Raw genomic sequence first — 20,917 nt, 5'->3', positions numbered from 1 at the left:
AGCGATAAATTATCGAATTTTACTAAGTGCCAATGCCGCACGTTCAGATGCGCCCAGATATGGCTCTTCAAACGTGTTTTTAAACGACACGGCCTGACGGTCCATCCTGTCGTTTTTAACCTCTTCGTACCGATCAAGGAGCGCATGTATCTCCTTTGGATCCGTCACGACATGCCCCAATTTCCAGTTCGCATAGTTAGGATCGTCTTCCCAACTAACATTATGACTATTCACAAAAATGCACATGCCGGGCTTATAGAGAAACTCATATAACTGGCTGGACACGTCTCCAATATACCCGTCTGCCGCACGCAAATAGCTCATATTAATGCAATTCACCGATCCCGTATCAATGTGAATATTCGGGCATTCCGCGAACCGTTTATTGAGGGGTTTTCTCCACGCGACAGAACGGAGATCCGCAGTCATATGAAGCTTTCGCGTGAAAAGCATAATATGCGGCGCAAAGATCAAATTGAAATCTTTACGTTCTGAAAAAACCTCCAAGACTTTCTCCCCGTGTTTGTACCAAGACGAAAGACTGGGGTCGAAATGTGGATTGAAGACAAAGGTCGGATTATCATTGTCAAAAAATCGGTTATCTTTGTCACCGCTTTGATCGACAATATCAAATTTCGGATAGCCGACGACGGTATAATTTCCTTCGGAAATCACCCCCTCACTCAGCATCCGGTTGCGCTGATTGCTGCCCGGCACAAATACATGGTCAAACTTTTTGATGCTTTTCTTGAACCCGGCAGCGCGGTCACCACAGCCATGTTGCGTCCAAACCATTTTCGCGTTCTTCAGGCCGAAATGTGATTTGAGTATCAGGCAAGTCATTTCCGGAGATGCAATCACGTCATGGCGTTCAAGCTGTTTTCGAATGGAATAGAGCGCCCCAATTCGTTGCAGCGGCGCAGCTTTTCCGATCAATGTCTCCAACCCCTTGGCAATCGCCGGCGCATCGAGCGTGATCAATGTAATTTGATCGAGAACTTCCTTGGATACGAGCGCCCGGAAGAGATCGACATTCTTCTGCCCCATGACATAGGCATAAATCTCATCATATTCCTGCAGGGCAACAAGGGATTCAAGAACCGGCGCAAGGTGCGGGATCTGATGCGGTTGCTCATGCAGGAAAAGAAATCCAATACTTCGTTTTGCGTTGTATAGCGCGGGACCGTCGTCAGGTAGTTGGACGCGCTCTGTAGACCTGAATTTGTTCAATCCCGTCATCGCATTAAACTTATAGGGAACTCGACGAAATACGCCTATGTCTATTCCCTGTGTTTTAGAACGATCTACACGCCCTCGTTGAAACTTACGTAAAATACTCGCTTCTTGAAAACTTCGCCATAGTTTGGTTACCGAAATAGTCGATCTGGAGAATTCAAAAAATGCCATCTGCGGCCACCGTAATTCCTGCGGCACCCCGAAACACCCGAGGATATACCGCAATTGTTCTTGCCGGCAAACGCCCCGGCATTGATCCTGTTGCCGCCGCCCATGGCCAAACCTACAAAGCTCTGGTCGAGATCGACGGTATTCCCATGCTTACGCGCGTGGTGAGGGCCCTGTCGCAGAGCGCGCAAATAAACGATATCGTCATCGTCCATGCGGAAGATTTAGGCCCATTAGAAAACATTTCAGGCTTATCCGACGCATTCAGCGACAAAACCTATTCCTCAACAGCGGCACAAAGCACCATTAGCGACAGTGTTTTGACCGCTATGGAAACGCAGCCATCAGCCCACCGCTTTTTAGTCACAACCTCTGACCATGCACTTTTGACGGCCGAAATGGTCGACGACTTTTTAAATGAAGCCGAGACCCATTCAGGGATCAATATTGCCTTCGTTGACAAAGCTGTGATCGAAGCTGCCCATCCCGGCATGAGAAGAACCTATTTACGCTTTAAGGGCGCAGAGATATCTGGAGCTAATCTCTTTGCAATCAATGGCAGCGAGGGCCGAAATGCAGTCTCCTTCTTTCAACGGATTGAACAGAATCGAAAACGTCCCTGGAAGATGATTTCACAATTTGGTGTACTCAACCTGATTGGGTTCGCATTGCACCTATTTACTCCGGTGACAGCATTTCGGCGTGTTTCAAAAAGACTGAACTGTTCCGTTAGGCCAGTCATGCTATCTCATGCGAATGCTGCTGTTGACGTTGACAAACTCTCCGATCTGGAAACGGTGAAAAGCATTATCGAGGACGGTAAGTATACTGCGAGAAGAGACGAGAAGTCATAATTGAGCCGAGCAATGTCTCCACACGAACAAAGCGAAATGATCCGTGATCGACGCGACCTAGCGCGCGGCGCATTACAAATATTAAGCGGATCAGGCGTTCGTATGGTCGCGCGGGTGATGTTGATCGTCTTCGTTGCGAAAATGTACGGCGTGAATGTCTTCGGTCGCCTAGGAGAAACCGTCGCAATTATTGAATTAGCCGCGGCATTTGCGGCATTCGGCTTGAATAAGACGCTCCTCGGCGAACTCGCAAAAGCGGGCAATTCATCCGCAACGTTACGCCATACGTTATATACCGCGCTTACCCTTTCGGCCGTTATTTCAATCAGCATAGGCACGGCCCTTTGGCTCATTTGGGGCAATATATTTCCCAGCCACGCGGCACCTCGCTATGCTGCATTCGGGGTTCCGCTCATCGCAATGAGCGATGTCGCACTCACCGCGACGCGGCATTTCCGAACTGTCGCATGGGATACGATCGCCAAAGCTATCATCAAACCTTGGGGATTTTTGCTGCTGGCCCTAGCTGGTTACTTTGTTTCAACGAGCCCGACATTTGACGGTATTATTACCATATCGCTGATTGATGCTCTTATTTTAGGTTATGTGCTTTCCCTGTTACTAGCGGCGCTTCTTGCATTTGTCGTCGTCGTAAAAATGTATGGATTACCGCGCAAAGCCATCAGCATAAGAAATACATTGCAACTAGGACGGCGAACATTTCCGATCGCGATCAATGAAACCGGAATATTTGCACTGCGGCGTATCGACATCATCATACTTGGTATTGTCGCAGGGCCAGCGGCATCGGGCGTCTATTATCTGGGGAGACAACTTGCGACTGTCGTTGAAAAAATGCGCTATATGTTCGAGCCAATGCTTGCGCCGATCATAGCGCAATCACAATCTGACGAAAAAATTGGTGTTCATTTAAGTCGGCTTTGCCTTTTTGTTTTCACTGTCCAACTCGGTATGCTCAGCTTCGTTTTCCTATTTGGCGACCAGATTATGTCATGGTTTGGGCAGGGTTTTGCCGTAGGCGCGAGCGTACTTGTCTTACTGCTATTGGCTGAACTGATCGACGGCACCGTCGCGTTGACCGAGCTCCCAATTGTTTTTCGACATCCGCGCTGGCCCCCGCGCTCAATCCTCGTCACCGTTATAATCGAAACAGCGCTGGTAGCCCTATTCGGCCATTATTTTGGCGCGATGGGTGCAGCGATTGGCTTTCTTTTCGCTATGCTCGTCTTGGCCTCGATCAGGCTGATATTGGTCTATCGTTTTTTTGGCTATTGGATTTTCAATCCGACCTATCTCGAAATCGCCGGTATAGCCGGTGCCCTTACCGGCGCAGGGTTTCTGGCTCTTTTATTAAGCGATCACCAAATCGCCGCCCAAATCGCATGCGCGATTGCCTTTGTCGGAGGGTACGCCGTCCTGTCGCGCAAAACCCTGCGGTCGCGAAAATTACCGACTTGAACAGAAAAAAGATGCTAGATTTGGGAGGTGGTGCCCAGGGGCGGATTTGAACCACCGACACGCGGATTTTCAATCCGCTGCTCTACCAACTGAGCTACCTGGGCATAATTCCGGCGAATTGGATTATCAACCGGCGGAGCCGGGCTTATAGGCCAAGATTACTGCGCTTGTCTATGGGGAAGATTAGCAAAATCTCCCCGCTTTGCGCGATTAGGCTAACTCCAGTATGGAGGGAGAAAATTGGAAAGCCATCATGACAACAAAATCCAGAAAAACTGCGCCTTCGCGCGCCAAGCCAACCTCGAAAAAAGCGAAAGCGGTGAGCGCCACCGAAGGCCTTTCCCAACTTGGGAGCCAATCTGTCGCGGCGAATTCCCCGGATGAGGCCACCCTTGAGACCGCGCCGAACCCGCATCCGTCGGATCTCTATCTGGCCCGGTTTACGGCTCCTGAATTCACGTCGCTCTGCCCCGTCACAGGACAGCCCGATTTCGCGCATCTCGTGATCGACTATGCGCCAGCTAAACTTATTGTCGAATCGAAGTCATTAAAACTTTTTCTGACATCCTTCCGAAATCATGGTGCGTTCCACGAGGATTGCACCATCGCGATTGGCAAGCGTATTGTCGACGCCATCAAACCAAAATGGCTCAGAATTGCCGGTTATTGGTACCCGCGCGGCGGCATACCGATTGATGTCTTTTATCAAACCGGCACACCGCCCAAAGGGCTATGGCTTCCCGAACCGGGTGTAGCGCCCTATCGTGGTCGAGGTTAATCACAGGGAGGGGATCATGCGCCGCACTTTATTCATCTGCATAGGAATTTCTTTAGCCATTCAATTTGGCCAGGCTTTTGCCGACTCCAAAGAAGAAAAAAAATCCAGTAGTGAAATCCTTGCGTCCGCCCCCGATGGAGCGTGGAAGGATTTTGATCCTGAAAACCTCATCGTCATCGAATTGTTGCGAGGTAAGGTCGTGGTCGCGCTTTCGCACGCCCTTGCCCAAAACCACACAGAACAAATCAAGACATTGGCCCGAGAGGGATTTTACGATGGTCTTTCTTTTTACAGGGTAATTGATGGATTTGTCGCGCAAGGTGGTGACCTTTTCGAAACGAGAGAATTGAAAAACGCTAAAAAATCTTTGGCTGCTGAGTTTGACGAAACAACGCCCCCCAATGTTGGCATTTCATTGCTCAAAGACTCTGACGGATATGCCGATGAAGTAGGATTCATTGGTTATTTGCCAGCAGGTCGAGACCGGGCTGAAAATAAAGTTTGGCACCTTCACTGCACCGGTGCGATGGCGATGGCGCGCGACACCGCCAAGGACACAGGCGGAACCGAGTTTTATATTACGTTGCAACCACAACGGTATTTGGACCGCAATCTAAGCGTATTCGGAAGGGTTGTAGATGGAATGGAACATTTGCAGGCGCTACGGCGGGTCGCACCTGCCGAAACAGTTGATGGCGATCTCGGCGATTTAATCGTTTCCATGCGTGTCGCAGCCGATCTCCCTGATGAAGACAAACCTTCGCTACAATATTTGCGTACTGATAGTAATCTGTTTGCAGATTATACCGAAGCGCGCAGAAACCGGCCGGAGGATTTTTTCTATTTTCGCCCCAATCACATCGACATATGCGCCGCCGATGTGCCTGTAAGAGACGCGGCCAAAATATCAAAATGACCTCGACGAAACCTCAAAATAAAAAAATCGGGCCATGGGAAATTACATCCACAGATGAGATTTTCTCAAATCCATGGATTAGCCTCGTTCGTCATGATGTTTTGCAACCGGACGGATCTCCCGGCACCTATGGCGTCGTTCGGTTTCAAAACCTTGCGATTGGCGTCTTACCGATTGATTCCGATGGGTATGTCACACTTGTGGGACAACACCGTTTTCCGTCGGATAAATATAGTTGGGAACTACCCGAAGGCGGCGGCAATAAGGACCTGCCACCGCTTGAAGCGGCAAAACGCGAATTAGCAGAAGAAACCGGCTTGCGCGCAAATTCATGGCTGGAATTAACCAAATTTGACGTGTCGAACTCGGTCACCGATGAACAGGCGATTTGTTACCTCGCGTGGGACCTGGAGCCGGGCCCGGCCGCACCTGAACCATCAGAAGATCTAACAATTCAGAGAGTACCATTTAAAACCCTACTGAATATGGTGCTCGGCGGGGAGATTTCTGACAATCTCACAATCGTGATGACACTTACCGCCTATATTAAGGCCTTGCGCGGCGAAGTCCCAGCGCCTATCTCGCCCCATATACTTGATGTCTCCGAGCGAAAGTAGGAAACTCAGATCATGGCAAATCCATCCGCAGATCAATCAAACGTAGTCGCTCTTTCGCAGGACCAAACCTGGGCCAAAATGCGTATCGAGGCTGCGTCTGCCGCAGCATCCGAACCTGTGCTCGCGAGCTTTCTTCACGCGACCATTCTTAACCATGAGCGCTTCGACGTTGCCCTGTCCTATCGACTTGCGCAAAAGCTCTCTGATCCTGAAATGAACGCGATGTTGTGGCGCGAAGTCTGCGCCGAGGCTTATAAAAACGAGCCCGCAATCGTCGAAGCCGGTCTGCATGATTTGCGCGCTGTATTTAATCGCGACCCTGCTTGCCACGAGTTTATGCAGCCCTTCCTTTATTTTAAGGGCTATCTCGCGTTACAGGCACAACGTGTTGCTAACTGGCTATGGCATCACGATCGACAGGCGCTTTCACTTTATCTTCAAAGTCGCATGTCAGAACTTTTTGCCGTAGATATTCATCCGGCCACAAAGTTTGGCAAAGGCGTATTTATTGACCACGCAACGGGCATCGTTATTGGTGAAACCGCCGAGATCGAAGATGATGTTTCTATACTTCAGAACGTTACCTTGGGCGGCACCGGCAAGGATGAAGGGGACAGACATCCCAAAATACGTCGCGGCGCATTAATCAGCGTTGGCGCGAAAGTTTTAGGCAATATTGAGATTGGCGAAGGTGCAAAAATCGCCGCAGGTAGCGTCGTTCTTAAAGACGTCGAACCGCATTGCACAGTTGCGGGTGTTCCTGCCAAACCAGTAGGGGCATGTCAGGATTCATCGCCATCAGAGACGATGGATCAGAAGTTTAATTACGATACCTATTCAATTTGACATGTGCCGTAGCCTGAAGATAGGACGCGCCGCATGCGCGTAGACCTTTTTGATTTCGAATTACCGCAAGAGCGAATTGCTATTGTTCCCGCGTCGCCGCGCGATAGTGCGCGAATGTTGCACGTAAAAACAGATGGTATTGCGGACCAAACAATTCGCGATCTTACGGAAATTATACGCCCTGGCGATATTCTTGTATCAAATGACACCAAGGTAATTCCAGCACAGTTATTCGGAAAGCGCCCGTCGCGCGCCGATGGCGAACCGGTTTCAATTGAAGCGACACTGCATCGGGATATCGGCAATAATTGTTGGCGCGCATTTGTACGCCCCGCAAAACGAGTAAAAGCCGGCGATGTAATTGAATTCGGCGGCTCGCTTAGTGCCGAAGTCATCGAACGCAACCAGGCAGAAGCGGTATTACAGTTTGATACGCGCGGCGTTCCGTTTGAGCAGGCAATTGAGAATGTCGGCGTTATGCCACTTCCGCCATATATTGCCCGCAAAAGAGCCGCGGGTGACGAAGATAAATCAAGTTATCAAACCGTTTTCGCCAGCGAGCCGGGCTCTGTCGCCGCTCCGACGGCGGGGCTTCATTTTACACCTGAGCTCCTAGAAAATCTAAAAGCGTGCGGCGCGACGTTGTTATCCATTACCCTACATGTTGGTGCCGGAACATTCCTACCAGTAAGCGTTGACGACACCGACAGTCATAAAATGCACAGCGAATGGGGAGAAATCACCCCAAAGCAAGCGCAGACCATAAATGATTGCAAGGCACGTGGCGGCCGAATTATTGCAGTAGGGACAACCTCCCTTCGACTTTTGGAAAGTGCCGCAAACGAGGACGGCACTGTTAAGCCATTTGCAGACGAGACCGATATTTTTATTACACCCGGTTATAAATTCAGAACTGCAGATATTCTGCTTACGAATTTTCATTTACCTCGCTCGACACTATTTATGCTGGTTTGTGCATTCGCAGGTATTGAAAAGATGAAGCACGCCTATAAACACGCTATCGAAAACGAGTATCGCTTTTACTCATATGGCGATGCCTGTCTTTTGGAGCGAGAACAATGAGTGAAATTTCCATCGATGATTTTTTGAAAGTCGATATACGTGTTGGCACTGTGCAGAAAGTCGAACCATTCGAAAAGGCGCGCAAGCCAGCTTGGAAGCTCTGGATCGATTTTGGCGAAGAAATTGGGGTCAAAAAGACCTCAGCGCAAATCACTGTTCATTACAGCCCGGACGACCTGATTGGACGGCAGGTAGCTGCCGTCGTCAATTTCCCGCCACGCCAGATTGCCGATTTCATGTCCGAAGTTCTGGTTCTGGGCTTTTCAGATGAAAATGGCGCTATAGTACTCATCGGACCGGAGAGAACAGTACCGAATGGTGGACGTCTACATTGACCGATAGTTTTTCCTTTTCCCTCGCGGCAACTGACGGTGCAGCACGTACGGGGCACATTTCAACGCCGAAGGGCGAGATCAGAACCCCAGCCTTCATGCCTGTTGGTACCGCTGCAACGGTCAAAGCGATGTTGCCGGAACACGTCCGCGCAACGGGTGCCGATATTGTTCTGGGCAATACCTACCATTTGATGTTGCGGCCAACGGCCGAACGCGTAGCGAAACTTGGTGGTCTTCATAAATTCATGAATTGGCCTCGCCCGATCCTGACCGACTCCGGCGGATTTCAGGTGATGTCGCTCTCGAAATTGAGAAAATTGACCGAAGACGGCGTTGCCTTCCAATCGCATATCGACGGGTCGAAACACATGTTGACCCCCGAGCGATCGATCGAAATCCAATGTCTTCTGGGATCTGACATCCAGATGCAGTTAGATGAATGCCCGGCCATTCCAATCGAACATGACGATGCGCGGGCATCCATGCTGCTTTCTGCGCGCTGGGCGGAACGATCGAAACGCGCGTTCGAGGAGATGTCCGAACCCGGCCAGGCGCTGTTTGGCATTGTTCAGGGCGCGAATTACGAGGACCTTCGACGAGAGAGCCTACAACGGCTTATGGAGATAGATTTCCCGGGATATTCTGTCGGCGGCCTCGCCGTTGGTGAAGGACGCGAAGAAATGTTCCGTGTGCTCGAATTTACGACCCCCCATATGCCAAAGGCCAAGCCGCGATACTTAATGGGCGTCGGTAAGCCCACTGATATTGTGGGCGCGGTCGCACGCGGGATCGATATGTTTGACTGTGTCGCGCCGACGCGGTCGGGTCGCCACGGCCAAGCTTGGACGAAATCCGGCGCAATCAATATCAAAAATGCCAAATACGCAGACGACCCGACCCCGCTAGACCCAGAAAGCGATTGTCCGGCCAGCCGCGATTATTCCAAAGCGTATATCCACCACCTTTTCCGCGCCGGGGAATATCTGGCACCTATGCTTTTGACTTGGCACAATTTGCAATATTATCAAGACCTTATGGCGGAAATGCGGGCTGCAATCCGCGCCGGCGAATTTGATGCGTTTGTGAAAAAGTTCAAAGCAGATACGAACGAAGATTTAGTGTAAAAAAGCGCAAAATCTGACGTCGAATCGGTTGACCCCGCGAAGGCTCGCCCCTATGTTCCGCGCCTTCCAAGGCGGTTGCCGCTTCACGGGATCGTGGGCGGCATTTCTTTGAAATAGGTGTGATAAAACCGAATACACCTAATTGTCGTGGGCCCATAGCTCAGCCGGTAGAGCAACTGACTTTTAATCAGTAGGTCGAAGGTTCGAATCCTTCTGGGCTCACCATCAAAATCAACCACTTACGCTTAAAGTTCGCTACTGATTCGCGGTGCCAGATGTTGCTTCTCGGTATTCAGTCTGGCCAGCAAACTGTGGCCACAAGCCGGAGTTATTTTGCCTAAATCAAGGTTTACTTTTGGTGCGGTCAAAGAAGCCGCACCAAAAGTACATGATTATTCGATCGCCCTTTTATGTGTCTCGACAGACCTGAAAACATTCAGCGAATACCTCAACGGTGAGGTTGTCACCGTCAACGGTCATCGGGGAAAACAATGCTGTTAGCTTCTCTCCGTCGAGAATTACTTCTTTGACCTGAGCGCATTTTCGGCAAATCAAAAATGCTCTCGCTTCCGACGCAACTTCCGGCGTAATCGCAATATAGGCATTGAGACTTGCGATCTTTTTCACGCATCCCTTACCGATTAATGCGTCCAACGCACGATAAATCGTCATTGGTGCACGTAACCCTTTTTCGTGCAGTTCCTCGAGAATATCATATGCCTTCAAAGGCGATTTTGACTTTTGTAAAGCCTCATAAACAAGGAATTCATTTGGCTTCAACGTTTCATGTATGAACTCATCATATATAGAAACGTGACTCGACTGCCCCGCAGCTTTAACCGGGGCTTCTACTCGGACACCCATTCCACTCTCCTATTCATTCGCGCCTTTCCGGCGCATGTCTTAATTTGACTGAATGAATAGATGTGGAGGCCCACGAGCGTAGCTTCGCTTGCCATTAAAACTACCGACAACAAACCTGTATTCGACCCAATTAATCGGATTGAGCAGATTCTCAGGTTCACGAATGGAATAATCATCGGGCGAGATTTTTACGACATGTGATGCCGCGACGGTACAAACAATACATTCGCCGTCAAAATCCGGTCGCTGATCATGTTTGTGAACAGCCGCATGGGCCGCCCCTGCGAACATTAGCAAGGTCGCACAAAATACAACGAGATGAAGCACCCGCGTTAAAACGCCGGAGCGGTTCACCAAGATATTCTGATCGGCCGACATGGCCTTATGGTAACATATTTCCAATATTAAGGAAGTTTATTCCTATGAACTAACTAGCCCACTCTTTTTCATACATAAAACCTCATGAACTTCTGTGTAGGCAAAAATGTAGCATAACGAATGTCTCTACCGGTTCGATTCATAAATTCTAATCCGCTGATTATAGACTTATCTCGCGATCGCGGATTTTCCGCACAATTTTCAGCGAGTACAAAAGGCCAAATTTCAATACAAAGTTAGCTTCGCGGAGGAGCTCGCACTTTGATGCCGTTTGTGTTTATTTGGGTGTATACTGAATGGTTTCGAATACGGTCAATTTGCGGAGATGACCGAGTTGCATCTGTCAGTATAAAAGAGGGGGGCGTATCAACGTCATCGTCTGAAAAAGCGACACAACAAATCGCGCAATGGTCAGCAGGGCTATGGGCGTCGTGCAATTCACCCGCGTGTGCGACAACGACAAAATGGGATAAAACGTAGAAAACCACAGCACTAAAATGTGCCAATCGGTTTCTCGTCACAGTGCCCTTAATATTTGTCATTGATCCCCTAGCGGAACAGAATCGACGCATTCGCAGAGGAAGTCTTGTTTCCGCGCCGGGGATAGAACCAAAGTCCTAATGGTTATACTATCACAAAACGCTCTAATTCTTCCGAATTTTTATAGTCTTCACTGACACAGCCATTGGATTGCGCAGCATGGCATCTCGGACCAATAACCGAGTTCTTCGCCTGCTAAGCGAGGTTCGTTCATGAATTTATTGGGCGGTATTGCGATTACTGCCCGGCGCGCCGCCCAAATATCCACTCGAACAGATCGCATAAGCTTTTGTTTTACCAATGCGGTACGATTGCGCCGCTGCGATGCTCGGCGAAATAACCTAGCGAATTGACAAGCTTACACAATTTCATAAAAGCAACGGGTAGAGTTTCCACAGGACACTAATCCATGAGAGCGTATGTAAGAGGTAATCCAATTGCCGTGATGGGCATGTCAGGCGTTGGTAAAACCCGGATTGCCTCAATGCTTCGTAGTCAGGATCGCTGGTTCCATTACTCCATCGATTACCGCATAGGCACGCGTTACATGGACGAGGCAATCGTCGACAACTTCAAACGAGAAGCGACGAAGGTTCCACTATTGCGTGAGTTACTTCTGTCTGATTCAATTTTCATCTCGTCGAACATCACGTTTGATAACCTTGACCCGCTTTCGACCTATTTGGGAAAGCCCGGAGATCCTAAAAAGGGCGGCATTCCATTTGACGAATATATTCGCCGTCAACGCGAACACAAAGATGCAGAAATTCGGGCGTTGATGGACACACCGCTATTTGTCGAAAAGGCACGTAGTATCTACGGCTACGACAAATTTATTTGCGACACAGGCGGGTCAATTTGTGAGGTCGTGGACCCAACAGATAAAAATGACCCAGTATTACGTACACTGAGCGAGTCTTGCCTGCTCGTCTATATTGCTGGAGACGATAGCCACGCAGAAGCTCTGAAAGCGCGTTTCGATAAAAGTCCGAAACCAATGTATTATAACGAAACCTTTTTACGCGAGGTTTGGGCTGATTACCTGAAAGAAACGGGATGTACGGAAACAGAAGTCGATCCAGATCACTTCATCCGTTGGGGCTTTGCCCGCCTGATTGATTGGCGCCGACCAAGATATCAAGCGATGGCCGATGGCTGGGGAATTACGCTAGCGGCAAAAGACGTCGAGAAAGTCAACACACCTGAGGCGTTTCTCGATTTGATTGAAAAGTCATTATAACCGCGATTACTCCTCAGACTATTTCCAAATTGACTTCCCCGAACCTGGCAAATTTAATTTTGCCCAGAGCGCGTCTACACGGTCAATGACCGCATCAGACATCCTAATTTCCTCGCCCCATTCACGTTTGGTTTCTGGCTCAAGTTTATTGGTCGCATCCAGACCAATTTTGGAGCCAAGGCTCGGTTCAGGACTTGCGAAATCGAGATAATCTATAGGTGTATTTTCGATAACGGTAATGTCGCGTGCAGGGTCCATCTTTGTGGAAATCGCCCACATCACATCTTTCCAGTCCCGTGCGTTGATGTCGTCATCTACGACAATAATCCATTTCGTGTACATGAACTGGCGCAGAAATGACCATGCCCCCATCATCACCCGCTTTGCGTGACCGGGATACGCTTTCTTCATAGAGATTACGGCGATGCGGTAGGAGCACCCTTCTGGCGGCAGCCAGAAATCCGTAATCTCTGGGAATTGTTGTTGTAAAAGCGGAATAAACACCTCGTTGAGTGCTTCACCCAAAACACTCGGCTCATCCGGCGGGCGACCGGTAAAGGTCGAAAGATAAATTGGATCTTTGCGATGCGTTATTGCGGTAATCGTGAAGGTCGGAAATTGCTCTACTGAATTATAATACCCCGTATGATCACCATACGGACCTTCATCCGCATATTCATCTAGCGATACATATCCTTCTAGAACGATTTCAGCGGTCGCCGGTATTTTTAATGGCTGCGTTTTGCAATCGACCAAATCGACTTTCTTACCGCGCAATAATCCGGCAAAATGATATTCGGACAAAGTATCGGGCACCGGCGTAACCGCAGCTAAAATCGTTCCCGGATCCGCACCGATGACAACCGCCGCCGGTAGCGGTTCAGTCTTTGTCTTTGCCCATCGTTGGTGGTGTTGCGCACCGCCGCGATGTTTTAACCACCGCATAATGGTCTTGTTTGGACCCAATTTCTGCATGCGGTAAATACCAAGATTGTAATCGTCTTCGCGCTTTCCTGAGGGTCCTTTGGTGACAACCAATGGCCACGTAATTAGCGGTGCCGGTTCGCCAGGCCAGCATAATTGAATTGGCAACTCATCAAGATTGATTTCATCGCCCGTTTTCACAACCTCCTGGCACGGGGCACCCCAATCACGGCTCGATGGTTTCATTGCCATGACCGTCTTGGCGAGTGGCAACATCGCCATCGCATCCTTTAGCCCTCCGGGTGGTTCCGGCTGACGGAGGAATGCCAAAAGCTCACCGACTTCACGCAGCTCCTCACCCGTCGTTCGCTCTTTACCTTCAAGAGTGACCCCCATAGCCACGCGCTTAACGGTCCCGAACAAATTGACCAGCACAGGAATCGCCGATTCAGAGCCATCTTCCAAAATGGGCCGCTCGAACAAAACAGCCGGTCCCTGTTCTGCGAGGAGCCGCGTTTGGATTTCGGTCATTTCAAGATTGACCGACACCGGTTCAGCGACACGGATCAGCTCTCCGGTCTGTTCCAGTTTCTCAATAAAGTCTCGGAGCGATTGATAGGACATATTTCGAAACTACCTTGCGATTTTTCAATTTCCCATGCGTCGCTAAAGCGCGGCAGGCTTCCTATATGGGAATTGGCCTTAAAGTGAACGGGTTCATTTAACCGAAATTTCGCCATTACTCTTTACGATGGGTGTAGCGGCGCATAGTTTAACCAAGGCGGTTAGCTTTTCCGCCTTCCAATTTTGCGGGAGCGTATTTCGGCATGTTGCCGATCATTCATCAATTCTTTGGCACCACGCTAATTATAGCGGGCTTTATTGTATTGCCCCTGCCGCTCCCGTTTGGGCTAATCATGATAACGCTTGGCTGTGCTTTGCTCGCACCCTATGTGCCCGCAGTCCAGCGGCTCATTCGGCACATGCGTGGGAAATGGCCAAATCTTGATGGCGCTTTGCGGCGCTACCGCCACCGTTTCCCGCCGGTGATTAAAAATACCATCGATAAAACACACCCCGCTGAATAAATCAGCCAAGCTTCGAGAAATCGGGCTTTCGTTTTTGCATGAAGGCCATACCTGCCTCGCGAAACTCTGCGGATTGAAGCTGGCTGGAAAAGTGCACGCCCTCTTCCTTCATTCGCTCTAAAACGGGAGTACGGTCGCCCTTCATCAATTTTTTTGTCAGCCGAACCGCCATTGGCGCTTTTTCCGCAATGATGGTTGCTTCGCCTTCGGCCAATGAAGCGAGTTCCCCACCCGGCACGCATTTATTGACAAAGCCGAGTTCGTACGCTCGCGCTGCGCTAATCTTTTTCCCTGAAATCAATAATTCGGCGGCCCTTTGATGTCCGATATGCATCGGTATCAGCAGGCTAGACGCGGCTTCGGGCACCAGGCCGAGATCAACAAACGGCATATGAAACGTGGCGTTTTCAGCGGCAAAAACCAAATCGCAATGGAACAGCATGGTAACACCAACACCAACCGCGCCCCCTTGAACCGCCGCGACCAATGGCTTTTCAGCCGTCGCCAATGCATGCAAAAACCGCACGACCGGCGGCAGGTCATGGCTATCGCTTGGGCTGGAATTGCCGGCCATAAAGTCAGCAATGTCGTTGCCAGCCGTAAAAATATCGCCGGTTGATTCGAATAGGACCACACGGGTCGCGGGGTCCTGCTCAGCCCGCGTCATTCCATCCGCCAGCGCACCGTACATTTCGGCAGTAATGGCATTGCGTTTCTCGGGTCGATTGAACCCCAAGCGCATGACCGCCCCGTCCTGCTTCACGGAAATATGTTCGCTCATGGCAGCATCCTTATCTTTGGCAATATTTTCTGACTTGACGCGAAGCCCGCTACGGGATCAAGAATTTGGTGCAGAAAAAAGGCAGAAAAATGCGTATTTGTATCCTTGTCACCGGTGAACCGCCGGCCCCTCTGGACAACCAGTTTGGCGATTACCCATCGATGTTCGAGCGGCTGATAAAGCCGGCTGCGCCACATTTCCGGTTTTCTGTGGCTAACCCTCTACGGGGCGAAAAACTCCCCGCAGTCAGTGATTTTGATGGCTTATTGGTTACGGGGTCTCCTGCTGGGGTATACGAGGAACATGAATGGATCGCGCCCTGTGCGGAGCTGATCAAGCGAACAGCAGCCGCACCGAAACCACAGGTCGGCATATGCTTTGGACACCAATTGATGGCGCAAGCTTTCGGCGGCAAGGTCATAAAATCCGACCGTGGATGGGGCGTCGGCGTACATGATTATCGCATTTCGCAAACTGCCGAATGGATGTCGCCGCCATCGAACCAGATTGCCTGTGCAGTATCGCATCAGGATCAAGTCATCGAAGCCCCTATGGGGGCAAAAATTCTTGGTGGATCGGACTTCTGTCCGATGGGGGTGCTTGAATACGCACAAGGTCCAGCGATGTCATTTCAGCAACATCCCGAATTTATGCACGAATATGGGACGGCATTGTTAAGGTTGCGCGAAGACCGAATTCCCGCTGATCGATTCGGCGTCGGGATCGATAGCTATAACAACCGTACCGATCGCGAATTAATGGGCAAATGGATTGCGAATTTCTTCATGATGCATGGAAATTAGAACATGGCTCAGATCAAACTGATTATCGGTGATAAGAACTTATCCTCATGGTCATTGCGACCTTGGATCATTCTTGAGCATGCTGGTATTCCGTTTACAGAAGAAAATATTAAACTTAATCGGCCCGATAGCCGGGACGCGTTAAAGCAAAAATCGCCGTCCGGCTTAGTACCCTGCCTCAGCCACGGTGATCTTGTCATCTGGGATTCGCTCGCCATCGCGGAATACCTCAACGACGCCTACCCAGAAAAACAGCTATGGCCAGCCGATATCAACGCGCGCGCCATCGCAAGAGCGATTTCCGCCGAGATGCATTCGGGGTTCACCGCCCTCAGAACTGTTTGGCCGATGAATGTGACGCGCCGCGATATGAACCACCTGACAACTGGCGGGGTTCAGCGAGACATCGACAGAATTAATGACCTTTGGACCATGGCGCGCAAAAAATACGGAAAACCGGCTGGCGGGACGTTCTTATTCGGTGCGTTTTCTATTGCGGACGCAATGTTCGCACCGGTGGTGTCCCGGCTGGTAACCTACGGCCCTGTAGCACTTTCTGCTGAAGCGAGCGCCTATCGCGACATGATGATCGCGCTTCCGGCCTTTAAGAAATGGGAAGATGGCGCACGGCTAGAAATCGGAAATACTTGACGCCCTGCAACCGTTCCTAACTTGCGAAGCTGGCCGCAAGCCTTTATCTCCGCGCCATGCAAAGCAAAACAGCTCAAGATATTCTCGCGACATTGATCGCCGACGCCACCGCAGCCGGAGCCGAAGCGGCAGACGCAGTGTTTTACCATTCCGTATCTCACGGGGTCTCATGGCGCATGGGCAACCTTGAGGACGTAGAACGCGCTGAAGGGTCCGATTTGGGCCTCCGGGTGATCGTCGGCAAGAAACAGGCGTCGGTTTCAACTACCGATCATTCTCGGCAATCATTGAAAGAATTAGCGGAACGGTGCACCGCTATGGCGAAAGCCGCACCAGAGGATCCTTATTGTGGTCTTGCACCGAAAGATCGATTGGCGTCTACGCCGTTCAAAGATCTTGATCTGGGTGATTATGCGGAACCCAGCACAGAAGCCCTGAAAGAACGCGCCGCTGAGTGTGAAGCTGCGGCACTCGCCGTCGAAGGCGTTGTAAATTCCTCCGGTGCCGGCGCTAGCTACAGCGAAGGCCAAAAATGGCTCATGACCAGCCATGGTTTCTTCGGGCAATCCGGCGGTTCGAACCATTCAGTTTCAGTCAGCGTTCTTGCCCAAGACGAAAATGGGATGGAACGCGATTACGATTACGATTCGAAAACGCACATAACCGATCTTTTGGCGGCGGAATTAATTGGCAAAAACGCTGGTGAACGGACGGTCCGTCGTCTTAGTCCCCGCAAACTGAAAAGTCAGACGGCACCAGTCGTCTTCGATAATCGCCTATCTCGATCACTTTTATCGCACCTTGTAGGCGCGGTGAATGGCGGTGCGATTGCGCGCGGCGTCAGCTTTCTCAAAGATAAGATGGGGGAGCGCGTATTCGCCGAGGGAATTAACATCGTTGATGATCCGCATATTAGGCGCGGCGCCGGTTCGCGGCCATTTGATGGTGAAGGCGTAACAAATTCCCGAATTGACCTTATAAAAAATGGTGTACTGACAGCTTGGTACATGAACACAGCGCAAGCCGAGCAATTAGGCCTGGAAACAAATGGGCGCGCCACCCGCGGCGTTGGCGGTGCCCCAGGGTCAGGCTCAACAAACCTTTATCTCGAAACCGGAGATTCCAGTTTCGAAGGTTTGTTAAAAGACGCAAATAACGGCCTGCTCGTAACTGATATGTTTGGCCCGCAAGTTAATCCGAATACTGGTGATTATTCCGTCGGTTGCTCCGGCTTCTGGTTCGAGGACGGAAATATTGCTTACCCAGTTAGTGAGATTACCATTGCAGGAAACATTCTTGAGATGTTTGCCGGATTGATACCGGCAGATGATCTCGAATTCCGCGGCGCAATCAACGCGCCTAGCGTTTTATTGCCGGCAATGACAATTGCAGGCGACTAATTTACATCTATCGGAGTTGATCCATGTCGGACAAACAATTACTGCACTTGGTTTTTGGCGGCGAGCTTGAAAACCTCGAAGAAGTTCGCTTTCGCGATCTAGACAAACTCGACCTCGTCGGCGTCTACCCCGACTATGAGTCGGCAACCAAAGCTTGGCGCTCGAAAGCCCAATCCACGGTTGATAATGCGCATATGCGCTATTTCATCGTGCACATGCACAAGCTTCTGGATCCGGACGGCGACGGCAAATTCTAAGCCGCGCAATGGCGTCAGCCCTTACCAGCCAAGAATTTTCAACCCCCGCCGGACGCAAACGCGCCTGGCGGGAGTTGATGCTCAGCGATCATGGATTTTTGCGTAAACTCTATGACAACACGCATGAAGTCGCTGAAGGAAAGATGTGGCGCACCTATCAACCGTCACCACAAAATCTGGCTAACTGGAAAAAGCGCGGCATAAAGACGGTTATTAACCTTCGGGGGCCAAAACCTAACGGCATTTTATTTCTCGAAGAAGAAGCCTGTGCGAAGCTGGGCCTCACCCTCATCAATTTTCGGGTCTTTTCGCGCGACGCGCCGTCAAAAGAAATATTGCGAGACGCAAAGTCGCTGTTCGATGAAATCGAATATCCGGCGATCATGCATTGCAAATCCGGTGCTGATCGCGCTGGCTTGATGGCGACTCTGTTCCTCTTTTTCCACGAGGATGTGCCGCTTGATAAAGCCTTGGAGCAGCTCACATTTAAATATGGACATGTCAAACACGGCAAAACAGGCGTGATAGACTTCGCCTTCGCTAATTATATCGCATTTGCCGAAGAGCATGGGATTGCGCTCAGTGATATCGAAAGTTTCTTTGATTGGGTCGAAACGCATTATGATCCAATCGAGACAAAAAAAGAATTTCGCCCAACCCCCATTGGCTCGCTTCTTTCAGAAATCATCTTGAGACGCGAATAATCTCAAACGAATTGCAAAGCGGCCTGTTTCGCATAGATACCGCCCTGCTCCGTCAAGGATTCATGCGTACCTGTTTCGACAATTTTGCCTTCATCCAGCACCACAATCATATCAGCATCTTTTACGGTAGACAGGCGATGGGCAATGACGAGCGTCGTTCGCCCTTTAGTCAGACGCCTTAAAGCATCATTGACCTTAGCTTCTGATTCCGCATCGAGTGCTGATGTTGCCTCATCAAGCAATAGGATTGGCGCATCTTTCAGAAAAGCCCGGGCAAGCGCAATTCGCTGCCTTTGACCGCCTGACAAATTTGCCCCCCCTTCGCCTAATGGCGTGTCATATTCATGAGGCAGAGCCGCAATGAAATCATTGGCCGACGCATCAATCGCTGCACGAACAATATCGTTCCGGCCCGCTTCCGGTTTGCCAAATGCAATATTTTCCATCGCGGGCATATTGAACAAGATTGTATCTTGCGAGACGAGTGCCATTTGTTTGCGGAGAGACCTCACGGAAACGTCTTTGATGTCGGTGCCATCAATCGAAATCCGTCCAGCGCTAGGGTCATAAAGCCGGGGTAACAAATTTAGTAACGTCGACTTCCCTGCCCCCGACGCACCGACAAAAGCAACCATCGCCCCGGCCGGGATTTCAAGATCAATGCCTTTCAGCGCACCTTTGCCGTCGCCATAATCAAATTCGACATTCTCGAATTTGATTGCCCCATGACTGACAACCAATTCGGTTGCATTCGGCTTACTGACAATTGTTGGTTTTTGATCGATTAAAGACAGGACGCGCTCGAACGCAGCAAACCCCTCTTGTGTAACCGCATGAAGCGTACCTAAACCGCGTGCAGGCGAGGACAATAACATCAGCGCTGTCATAAATCCGGTGAATTCGGAGAACGCAATCGCCCCCGAACCGATACGCATCGCAACCACAGCAATGACCAAAGCAATCGCAACAGAACCCGCCACAAAAATGATGGGCTCGTTCATCGCCCGCGTGTAGGCCATTTTTTTCATCAAACGCAATCGTTCGTCGAACGCCGCACTCGCGCGGGCACGTTCTAATGGTTCGATTTGAAAGGTTTTGACCATACGCGCGCCAGCGACGCTTTCACCAATGAGCGAGGTCACATCACCGGCCTGTTCCTGTGCACTTCGCGAAGCGGATCGCAGCATTTTGCCAATTTGGCCAACGAACAAACCAACACCGGCATATATTACGATTACGATCAGAAACAGGATCGCATCAAACCACAACATAGCGGCACATAGGCCCAGAAAGGTAAGCACGTCGCGGACGCCACTTGCCACCCGATTTAACGTTTCACGAAGAACAGTAATGTCGTTCGTAAAACGCGAGATAATCTGGCCCGAGGCGTCTTTCCGGGTTTGCGCGAAATCAAGTGCAGTGAGTTTCGCAAACATATCATTTTGGAGATCACGCAGCGCGGAAAGTGAGGCACCGGCGTTGAGGCGGTTTATGCAATAAAGGGACGCTGCATAAACTAATCCGAGCCCAATAATGACGACCGGGCCGAATAATGCGATCCGGGAAAGTTGGGGAGCATCCGTCTCGTTTTCTCCCGAAAGCCCGGCGAATATCCATTCCACACCAAATGCAATCGCAGCATTTGCACCCGAATAGACCGCCATAAACGCCAGTGACATGGCGAGGCGTGGCCAATACCGCGAAAGATAGCCCTGCCACAATCGGCGCGCGAGCGACCAGCTTGTCGCAAATTGCGGTGCAGATTTCGCGCTCACATATACTCCTATAAACATTCAGTTGCGGTATTGTCGCCAGTGCCGCGATTATTCGCAAGCTATTGACCCATCGGAG

22 protein-coding genes and 2 tRNA genes are annotated in these 20,917 nt (G+C 50.3%); 17 read left to right on the top strand and 7 right to left on the bottom strand.

What is annotated here, in order from left to right; genetic code table 11:
• Positions 1-9 precede the first annotated feature (9 nt).
• Positions 10-1,239 (bottom strand): hypothetical protein, encoded by a 1,230-nt coding sequence (locus ABFZ83_RS14795; RefSeq protein WP_411817323.1) that lies wholly within the window; start codon positions 1,237-1,239, stop codon positions 10-12.
• 161 nt (positions 1,240-1,400) lie between these two features.
• Here ABFZ83_RS14795 and ABFZ83_RS14790 point away from each other — a divergent pair, with 161 nt between their 5' ends.
• Positions 1,401-2,258 (top strand): nucleotidyltransferase family protein, encoded by an 858-nt coding sequence (locus ABFZ83_RS14790; protein ID WP_411817322.1) that lies wholly within the window; start codon positions 1,401-1,403, stop codon positions 2,256-2,258.
• A gap of 12 nt (positions 2,259-2,270) precedes the next feature.
• Positions 2,271-3,737: a lipopolysaccharide biosynthesis protein gene (locus ABFZ83_RS14785; protein WP_411817321.1), complete on the top strand. Its 1,467-nt coding sequence runs from the start codon at positions 2,271-2,273 to the stop codon at positions 3,735-3,737.
• Between the two features lie 28 nt (positions 3,738-3,765).
• Here ABFZ83_RS14785 and ABFZ83_RS14780 read toward each other — a convergent pair.
• Positions 3,766-3,841: transfer RNA gene (locus ABFZ83_RS14780), tRNA-Phe, on the bottom strand.
• A gap of 149 nt (positions 3,842-3,990) precedes the next feature.
• Here ABFZ83_RS14780 and queF point away from each other — a divergent pair.
• The 8 genes from queF (at position 3,991) to ABFZ83_RS14740 (ending at position 9,661) form a co-directional block, all read left to right on the top strand.
• Positions 3,991-4,515 carry a preQ(1) synthase gene (gene queF / locus ABFZ83_RS14775; protein WP_411817320.1) on the top strand — a complete coding sequence of 175 codons (525 nt, stop codon included), beginning with the start codon at positions 3,991-3,993 and terminating at the stop codon, positions 4,513-4,515.
• Positions 4,516-4,531: 16 nt separating this feature from the next.
• Positions 4,532-5,431: a peptidylprolyl isomerase gene (locus ABFZ83_RS14770; protein ID WP_411817319.1), complete on the top strand. Its 900-nt coding sequence runs from the start codon at positions 4,532-4,534 to the stop codon at positions 5,429-5,431.
• Positions 5,428-6,048: an NUDIX domain-containing protein gene (locus tag ABFZ83_RS14765; RefSeq protein ID WP_411817318.1), complete on the top strand. Its 621-nt coding sequence runs from the start codon at positions 5,428-5,430 to the stop codon at positions 6,046-6,048. Before ABFZ83_RS14770 ends, ABFZ83_RS14765 begins: the two co-directional genes overlap by 4 nt.
• 12 nt (positions 6,049-6,060) lie before the next feature.
• On the top strand, positions 6,061-6,894 hold the full coding sequence (cysE, locus tag ABFZ83_RS14760; RefSeq protein ID WP_411817317.1) for a serine O-acetyltransferase: 834 nt from the start codon (positions 6,061-6,063) through the stop codon (positions 6,892-6,894).
• Positions 6,895-6,927: 33 nt separating this feature from the next.
• Positions 6,928-7,977, top strand: coding sequence for a tRNA preQ1(34) S-adenosylmethionine ribosyltransferase-isomerase QueA (queA, locus tag ABFZ83_RS14755; protein WP_411817316.1), 1,050 nt, complete (start codon positions 6,928-6,930; stop codon positions 7,975-7,977).
• Complete coding sequence (locus tag ABFZ83_RS14750; RefSeq protein ID WP_411817315.1) at positions 7,974-8,312, top strand: tRNA-binding protein; 339 nt, start codon at positions 7,974-7,976, stop codon at positions 8,310-8,312. Before queA ends, ABFZ83_RS14750 begins: the two co-directional genes overlap by 4 nt.
• Positions 8,309-9,436 (top strand): tRNA guanosine(34) transglycosylase Tgt, encoded by a 1,128-nt coding sequence (gene tgt, locus ABFZ83_RS14745; RefSeq protein WP_411817314.1) that lies wholly within the window; start codon positions 8,309-8,311, stop codon positions 9,434-9,436. Before ABFZ83_RS14750 ends, tgt begins: the two co-directional genes overlap by 4 nt.
• A 149-nt stretch (positions 9,437-9,585) precedes the next feature.
• A tRNA-Lys gene (locus ABFZ83_RS14740) sits at positions 9,586-9,661 on the top strand.
• Between the two features lie 183 nt (positions 9,662-9,844).
• Here ABFZ83_RS14740 and ABFZ83_RS14735 read toward each other — a convergent pair.
• Both ABFZ83_RS14735 and ABFZ83_RS14730 read right to left on the bottom strand, forming a co-directional pair.
• Complete coding sequence (locus tag ABFZ83_RS14735) at positions 9,845-10,300, bottom strand: hypothetical protein (RefSeq protein ID WP_411817313.1); 456 nt, start codon at positions 10,298-10,300, stop codon at positions 9,845-9,847.
• A gap of 39 nt (positions 10,301-10,339) precedes the next feature.
• Complete coding sequence (locus ABFZ83_RS14730; RefSeq protein WP_411817312.1) at positions 10,340-10,678, bottom strand: hypothetical protein; 339 nt, start codon at positions 10,676-10,678, stop codon at positions 10,340-10,342.
• 949 nt (positions 10,679-11,627) lie between these two features.
• Between ABFZ83_RS14730 and ABFZ83_RS14725 the strand changes: the two genes are divergently transcribed.
• Complete coding sequence (locus ABFZ83_RS14725) at positions 11,628-12,458, top strand: ATPase (protein ID WP_411817311.1); 831 nt, start codon at positions 11,628-11,630, stop codon at positions 12,456-12,458.
• Positions 12,459-12,476: 18 nt separating this feature from the next.
• Here ABFZ83_RS14725 and ABFZ83_RS14720 read toward each other — a convergent pair whose 3' ends face one another.
• Positions 12,477-14,006 carry a UbiD family decarboxylase gene (locus ABFZ83_RS14720; protein ID WP_411817310.1) on the bottom strand — a complete coding sequence of 510 codons (1,530 nt, stop codon included), beginning with the start codon at positions 14,004-14,006 and terminating at the stop codon, positions 12,477-12,479.
• Positions 14,007-14,209: 203 nt separating this feature from the next.
• On the opposite strand from ABFZ83_RS14720, the gene ABFZ83_RS14715 reads away from it, so the two are divergent.
• Positions 14,210-14,470 carry a PGPGW domain-containing protein gene (locus ABFZ83_RS14715; RefSeq protein ID WP_411817309.1) on the top strand — a complete coding sequence of 87 codons (261 nt, stop codon included), beginning with the start codon at positions 14,210-14,212 and terminating at the stop codon, positions 14,468-14,470.
• A gap of 1 nt (position 14,471) precedes the next feature.
• Here the strand turns inward: ABFZ83_RS14715 and ABFZ83_RS14710 are convergent, their stop codons facing one another.
• The gene (locus ABFZ83_RS14710; protein ID WP_411817308.1) at positions 14,472-15,251 is read right to left on the bottom strand and encodes an enoyl-CoA hydratase; all 780 of its coding nucleotides are present in this window, start codon (positions 15,249-15,251) and stop codon (positions 14,472-14,474) included.
• An 89-nt stretch (positions 15,252-15,340) separates the two neighbouring features.
• Between ABFZ83_RS14710 and ABFZ83_RS14705 the strand changes: the two genes are divergently transcribed.
• From ABFZ83_RS14705 to ABFZ83_RS14685, 5 genes are read left to right on the top strand one after another with little or no spacing between them, the layout of a single operon-like run.
• Positions 15,341-16,054: a glutamine amidotransferase-related protein gene (locus ABFZ83_RS14705; protein WP_411817307.1), complete on the top strand. Its 714-nt coding sequence runs from the start codon at positions 15,341-15,343 to the stop codon at positions 16,052-16,054.
• 3 nt (positions 16,055-16,057) lie between these two features.
• Positions 16,058-16,705: a glutathione S-transferase family protein gene (locus ABFZ83_RS14700; RefSeq protein WP_411817306.1), complete on the top strand. Its 648-nt coding sequence runs from the start codon at positions 16,058-16,060 to the stop codon at positions 16,703-16,705.
• A gap of 56 nt (positions 16,706-16,761) precedes the next feature.
• Positions 16,762-18,105 (top strand): TldD/PmbA family protein, encoded by a 1,344-nt coding sequence (locus ABFZ83_RS14695; RefSeq protein ID WP_411817305.1) that lies wholly within the window; start codon positions 16,762-16,764, stop codon positions 18,103-18,105.
• Between the two features lie 23 nt (positions 18,106-18,128).
• On the top strand, positions 18,129-18,362 hold the full coding sequence (locus ABFZ83_RS14690) for a DUF4170 domain-containing protein (protein WP_411817304.1): 234 nt from the start codon (positions 18,129-18,131) through the stop codon (positions 18,360-18,362).
• Positions 18,363-18,370: 8 nt separating this feature from the next.
• Positions 18,371-19,066, top strand: coding sequence for a fused DSP-PTPase phosphatase/NAD kinase-like protein (locus tag ABFZ83_RS14685; RefSeq protein WP_411817303.1), 696 nt, complete (start codon positions 18,371-18,373; stop codon positions 19,064-19,066).
• 2 nt (positions 19,067-19,068) lie between these two features.
• Here ABFZ83_RS14685 and ABFZ83_RS14680 read toward each other — a convergent pair whose 3' ends face one another.
• The gene (locus ABFZ83_RS14680) at positions 19,069-20,841 is read right to left on the bottom strand and encodes an ABC transporter ATP-binding protein (RefSeq protein WP_411817302.1); all 1,773 of its coding nucleotides are present in this window, start codon (positions 20,839-20,841) and stop codon (positions 19,069-19,071) included.
• Between the last annotated feature and the right edge of the window lie 76 nt (positions 20,842-20,917).

The organism is Hyphococcus formosus (assembly GCF_046736345.1).
GTDB lineage: Bacteria > Pseudomonadota > Alphaproteobacteria > Caulobacterales > Parvularculaceae > Hyphococcus > Hyphococcus formosus.
This window is presented reverse-complemented; position numbering and strand designations above follow the sequence as displayed.

Coding starts and splice junctions, on each gene's coding strand:
- ABFZ83_RS14765 (WP_411817318.1), top strand. CDS start 5,428: ATGACCTCGACGAAACCTCAAAATAAAAAAATCGGGCCATGGGAAATT.
- ABFZ83_RS14750 (WP_411817315.1), top strand. CDS start 7,974: ATGAGTGAAATTTCCATCGATGATTTTTTGAAAGTCGATATACGTGTT.
- ABFZ83_RS14720 (WP_411817310.1), bottom strand. CDS start 14,006: ATGTCCTATCAATCGCTCCGAGACTTTATTGAGAAACTGGAACAGACC.
- ABFZ83_RS14715 (WP_411817309.1), top strand. CDS start 14,210: ATGTTGCCGATCATTCATCAATTCTTTGGCACCACGCTAATTATAGCG.
- ABFZ83_RS14685 (WP_411817303.1), top strand. CDS start 18,371: ATGGCGTCAGCCCTTACCAGCCAAGAATTTTCAACCCCCGCCGGACGC.
- ABFZ83_RS14785 (WP_411817321.1), top strand. CDS start 2,271: ATGTCTCCACACGAACAAAGCGAAATGATCCGTGATCGACGCGACCTA.
- ABFZ83_RS14700 (WP_411817306.1), top strand. CDS start 16,058: ATGGCTCAGATCAAACTGATTATCGGTGATAAGAACTTATCCTCATGG.
- ABFZ83_RS14790 (WP_411817322.1), top strand. CDS start 1,401: ATGCCATCTGCGGCCACCGTAATTCCTGCGGCACCCCGAAACACCCGA.
- ABFZ83_RS14795 (WP_411817323.1), bottom strand. CDS start 1,239: ATGACGGGATTGAACAAATTCAGGTCTACAGAGCGCGTCCAACTACCT.
- ABFZ83_RS14690 (WP_411817304.1), top strand. CDS start 18,129: ATGTCGGACAAACAATTACTGCACTTGGTTTTTGGCGGCGAGCTTGAA.
- ABFZ83_RS14710 (WP_411817308.1), bottom strand. CDS start 15,251: ATGAGCGAACATATTTCCGTGAAGCAGGACGGGGCGGTCATGCGCTTG.
- cysE (WP_411817317.1), top strand. CDS start 6,061: ATGGCAAATCCATCCGCAGATCAATCAAACGTAGTCGCTCTTTCGCAG.
- queF (WP_411817320.1), top strand. CDS start 3,991: ATGACAACAAAATCCAGAAAAACTGCGCCTTCGCGCGCCAAGCCAACC.
- queA (WP_411817316.1), top strand. CDS start 6,928: ATGCGCGTAGACCTTTTTGATTTCGAATTACCGCAAGAGCGAATTGCT.
- ABFZ83_RS14770 (WP_411817319.1), top strand. CDS start 4,532: ATGCGCCGCACTTTATTCATCTGCATAGGAATTTCTTTAGCCATTCAA.
- ABFZ83_RS14730 (WP_411817312.1), bottom strand. CDS start 10,678: ATGTCGGCCGATCAGAATATCTTGGTGAACCGCTCCGGCGTTTTAACG.
- ABFZ83_RS14735 (WP_411817313.1), bottom strand. CDS start 10,300: ATGGGTGTCCGAGTAGAAGCCCCGGTTAAAGCTGCGGGGCAGTCGAGT.
- ABFZ83_RS14705 (WP_411817307.1), top strand. CDS start 15,341: ATGCGTATTTGTATCCTTGTCACCGGTGAACCGCCGGCCCCTCTGGAC.
- ABFZ83_RS14725 (WP_411817311.1), top strand. CDS start 11,628: ATGAGAGCGTATGTAAGAGGTAATCCAATTGCCGTGATGGGCATGTCA.
- ABFZ83_RS14695 (WP_411817305.1), top strand. CDS start 16,762: ATGCAAAGCAAAACAGCTCAAGATATTCTCGCGACATTGATCGCCGAC.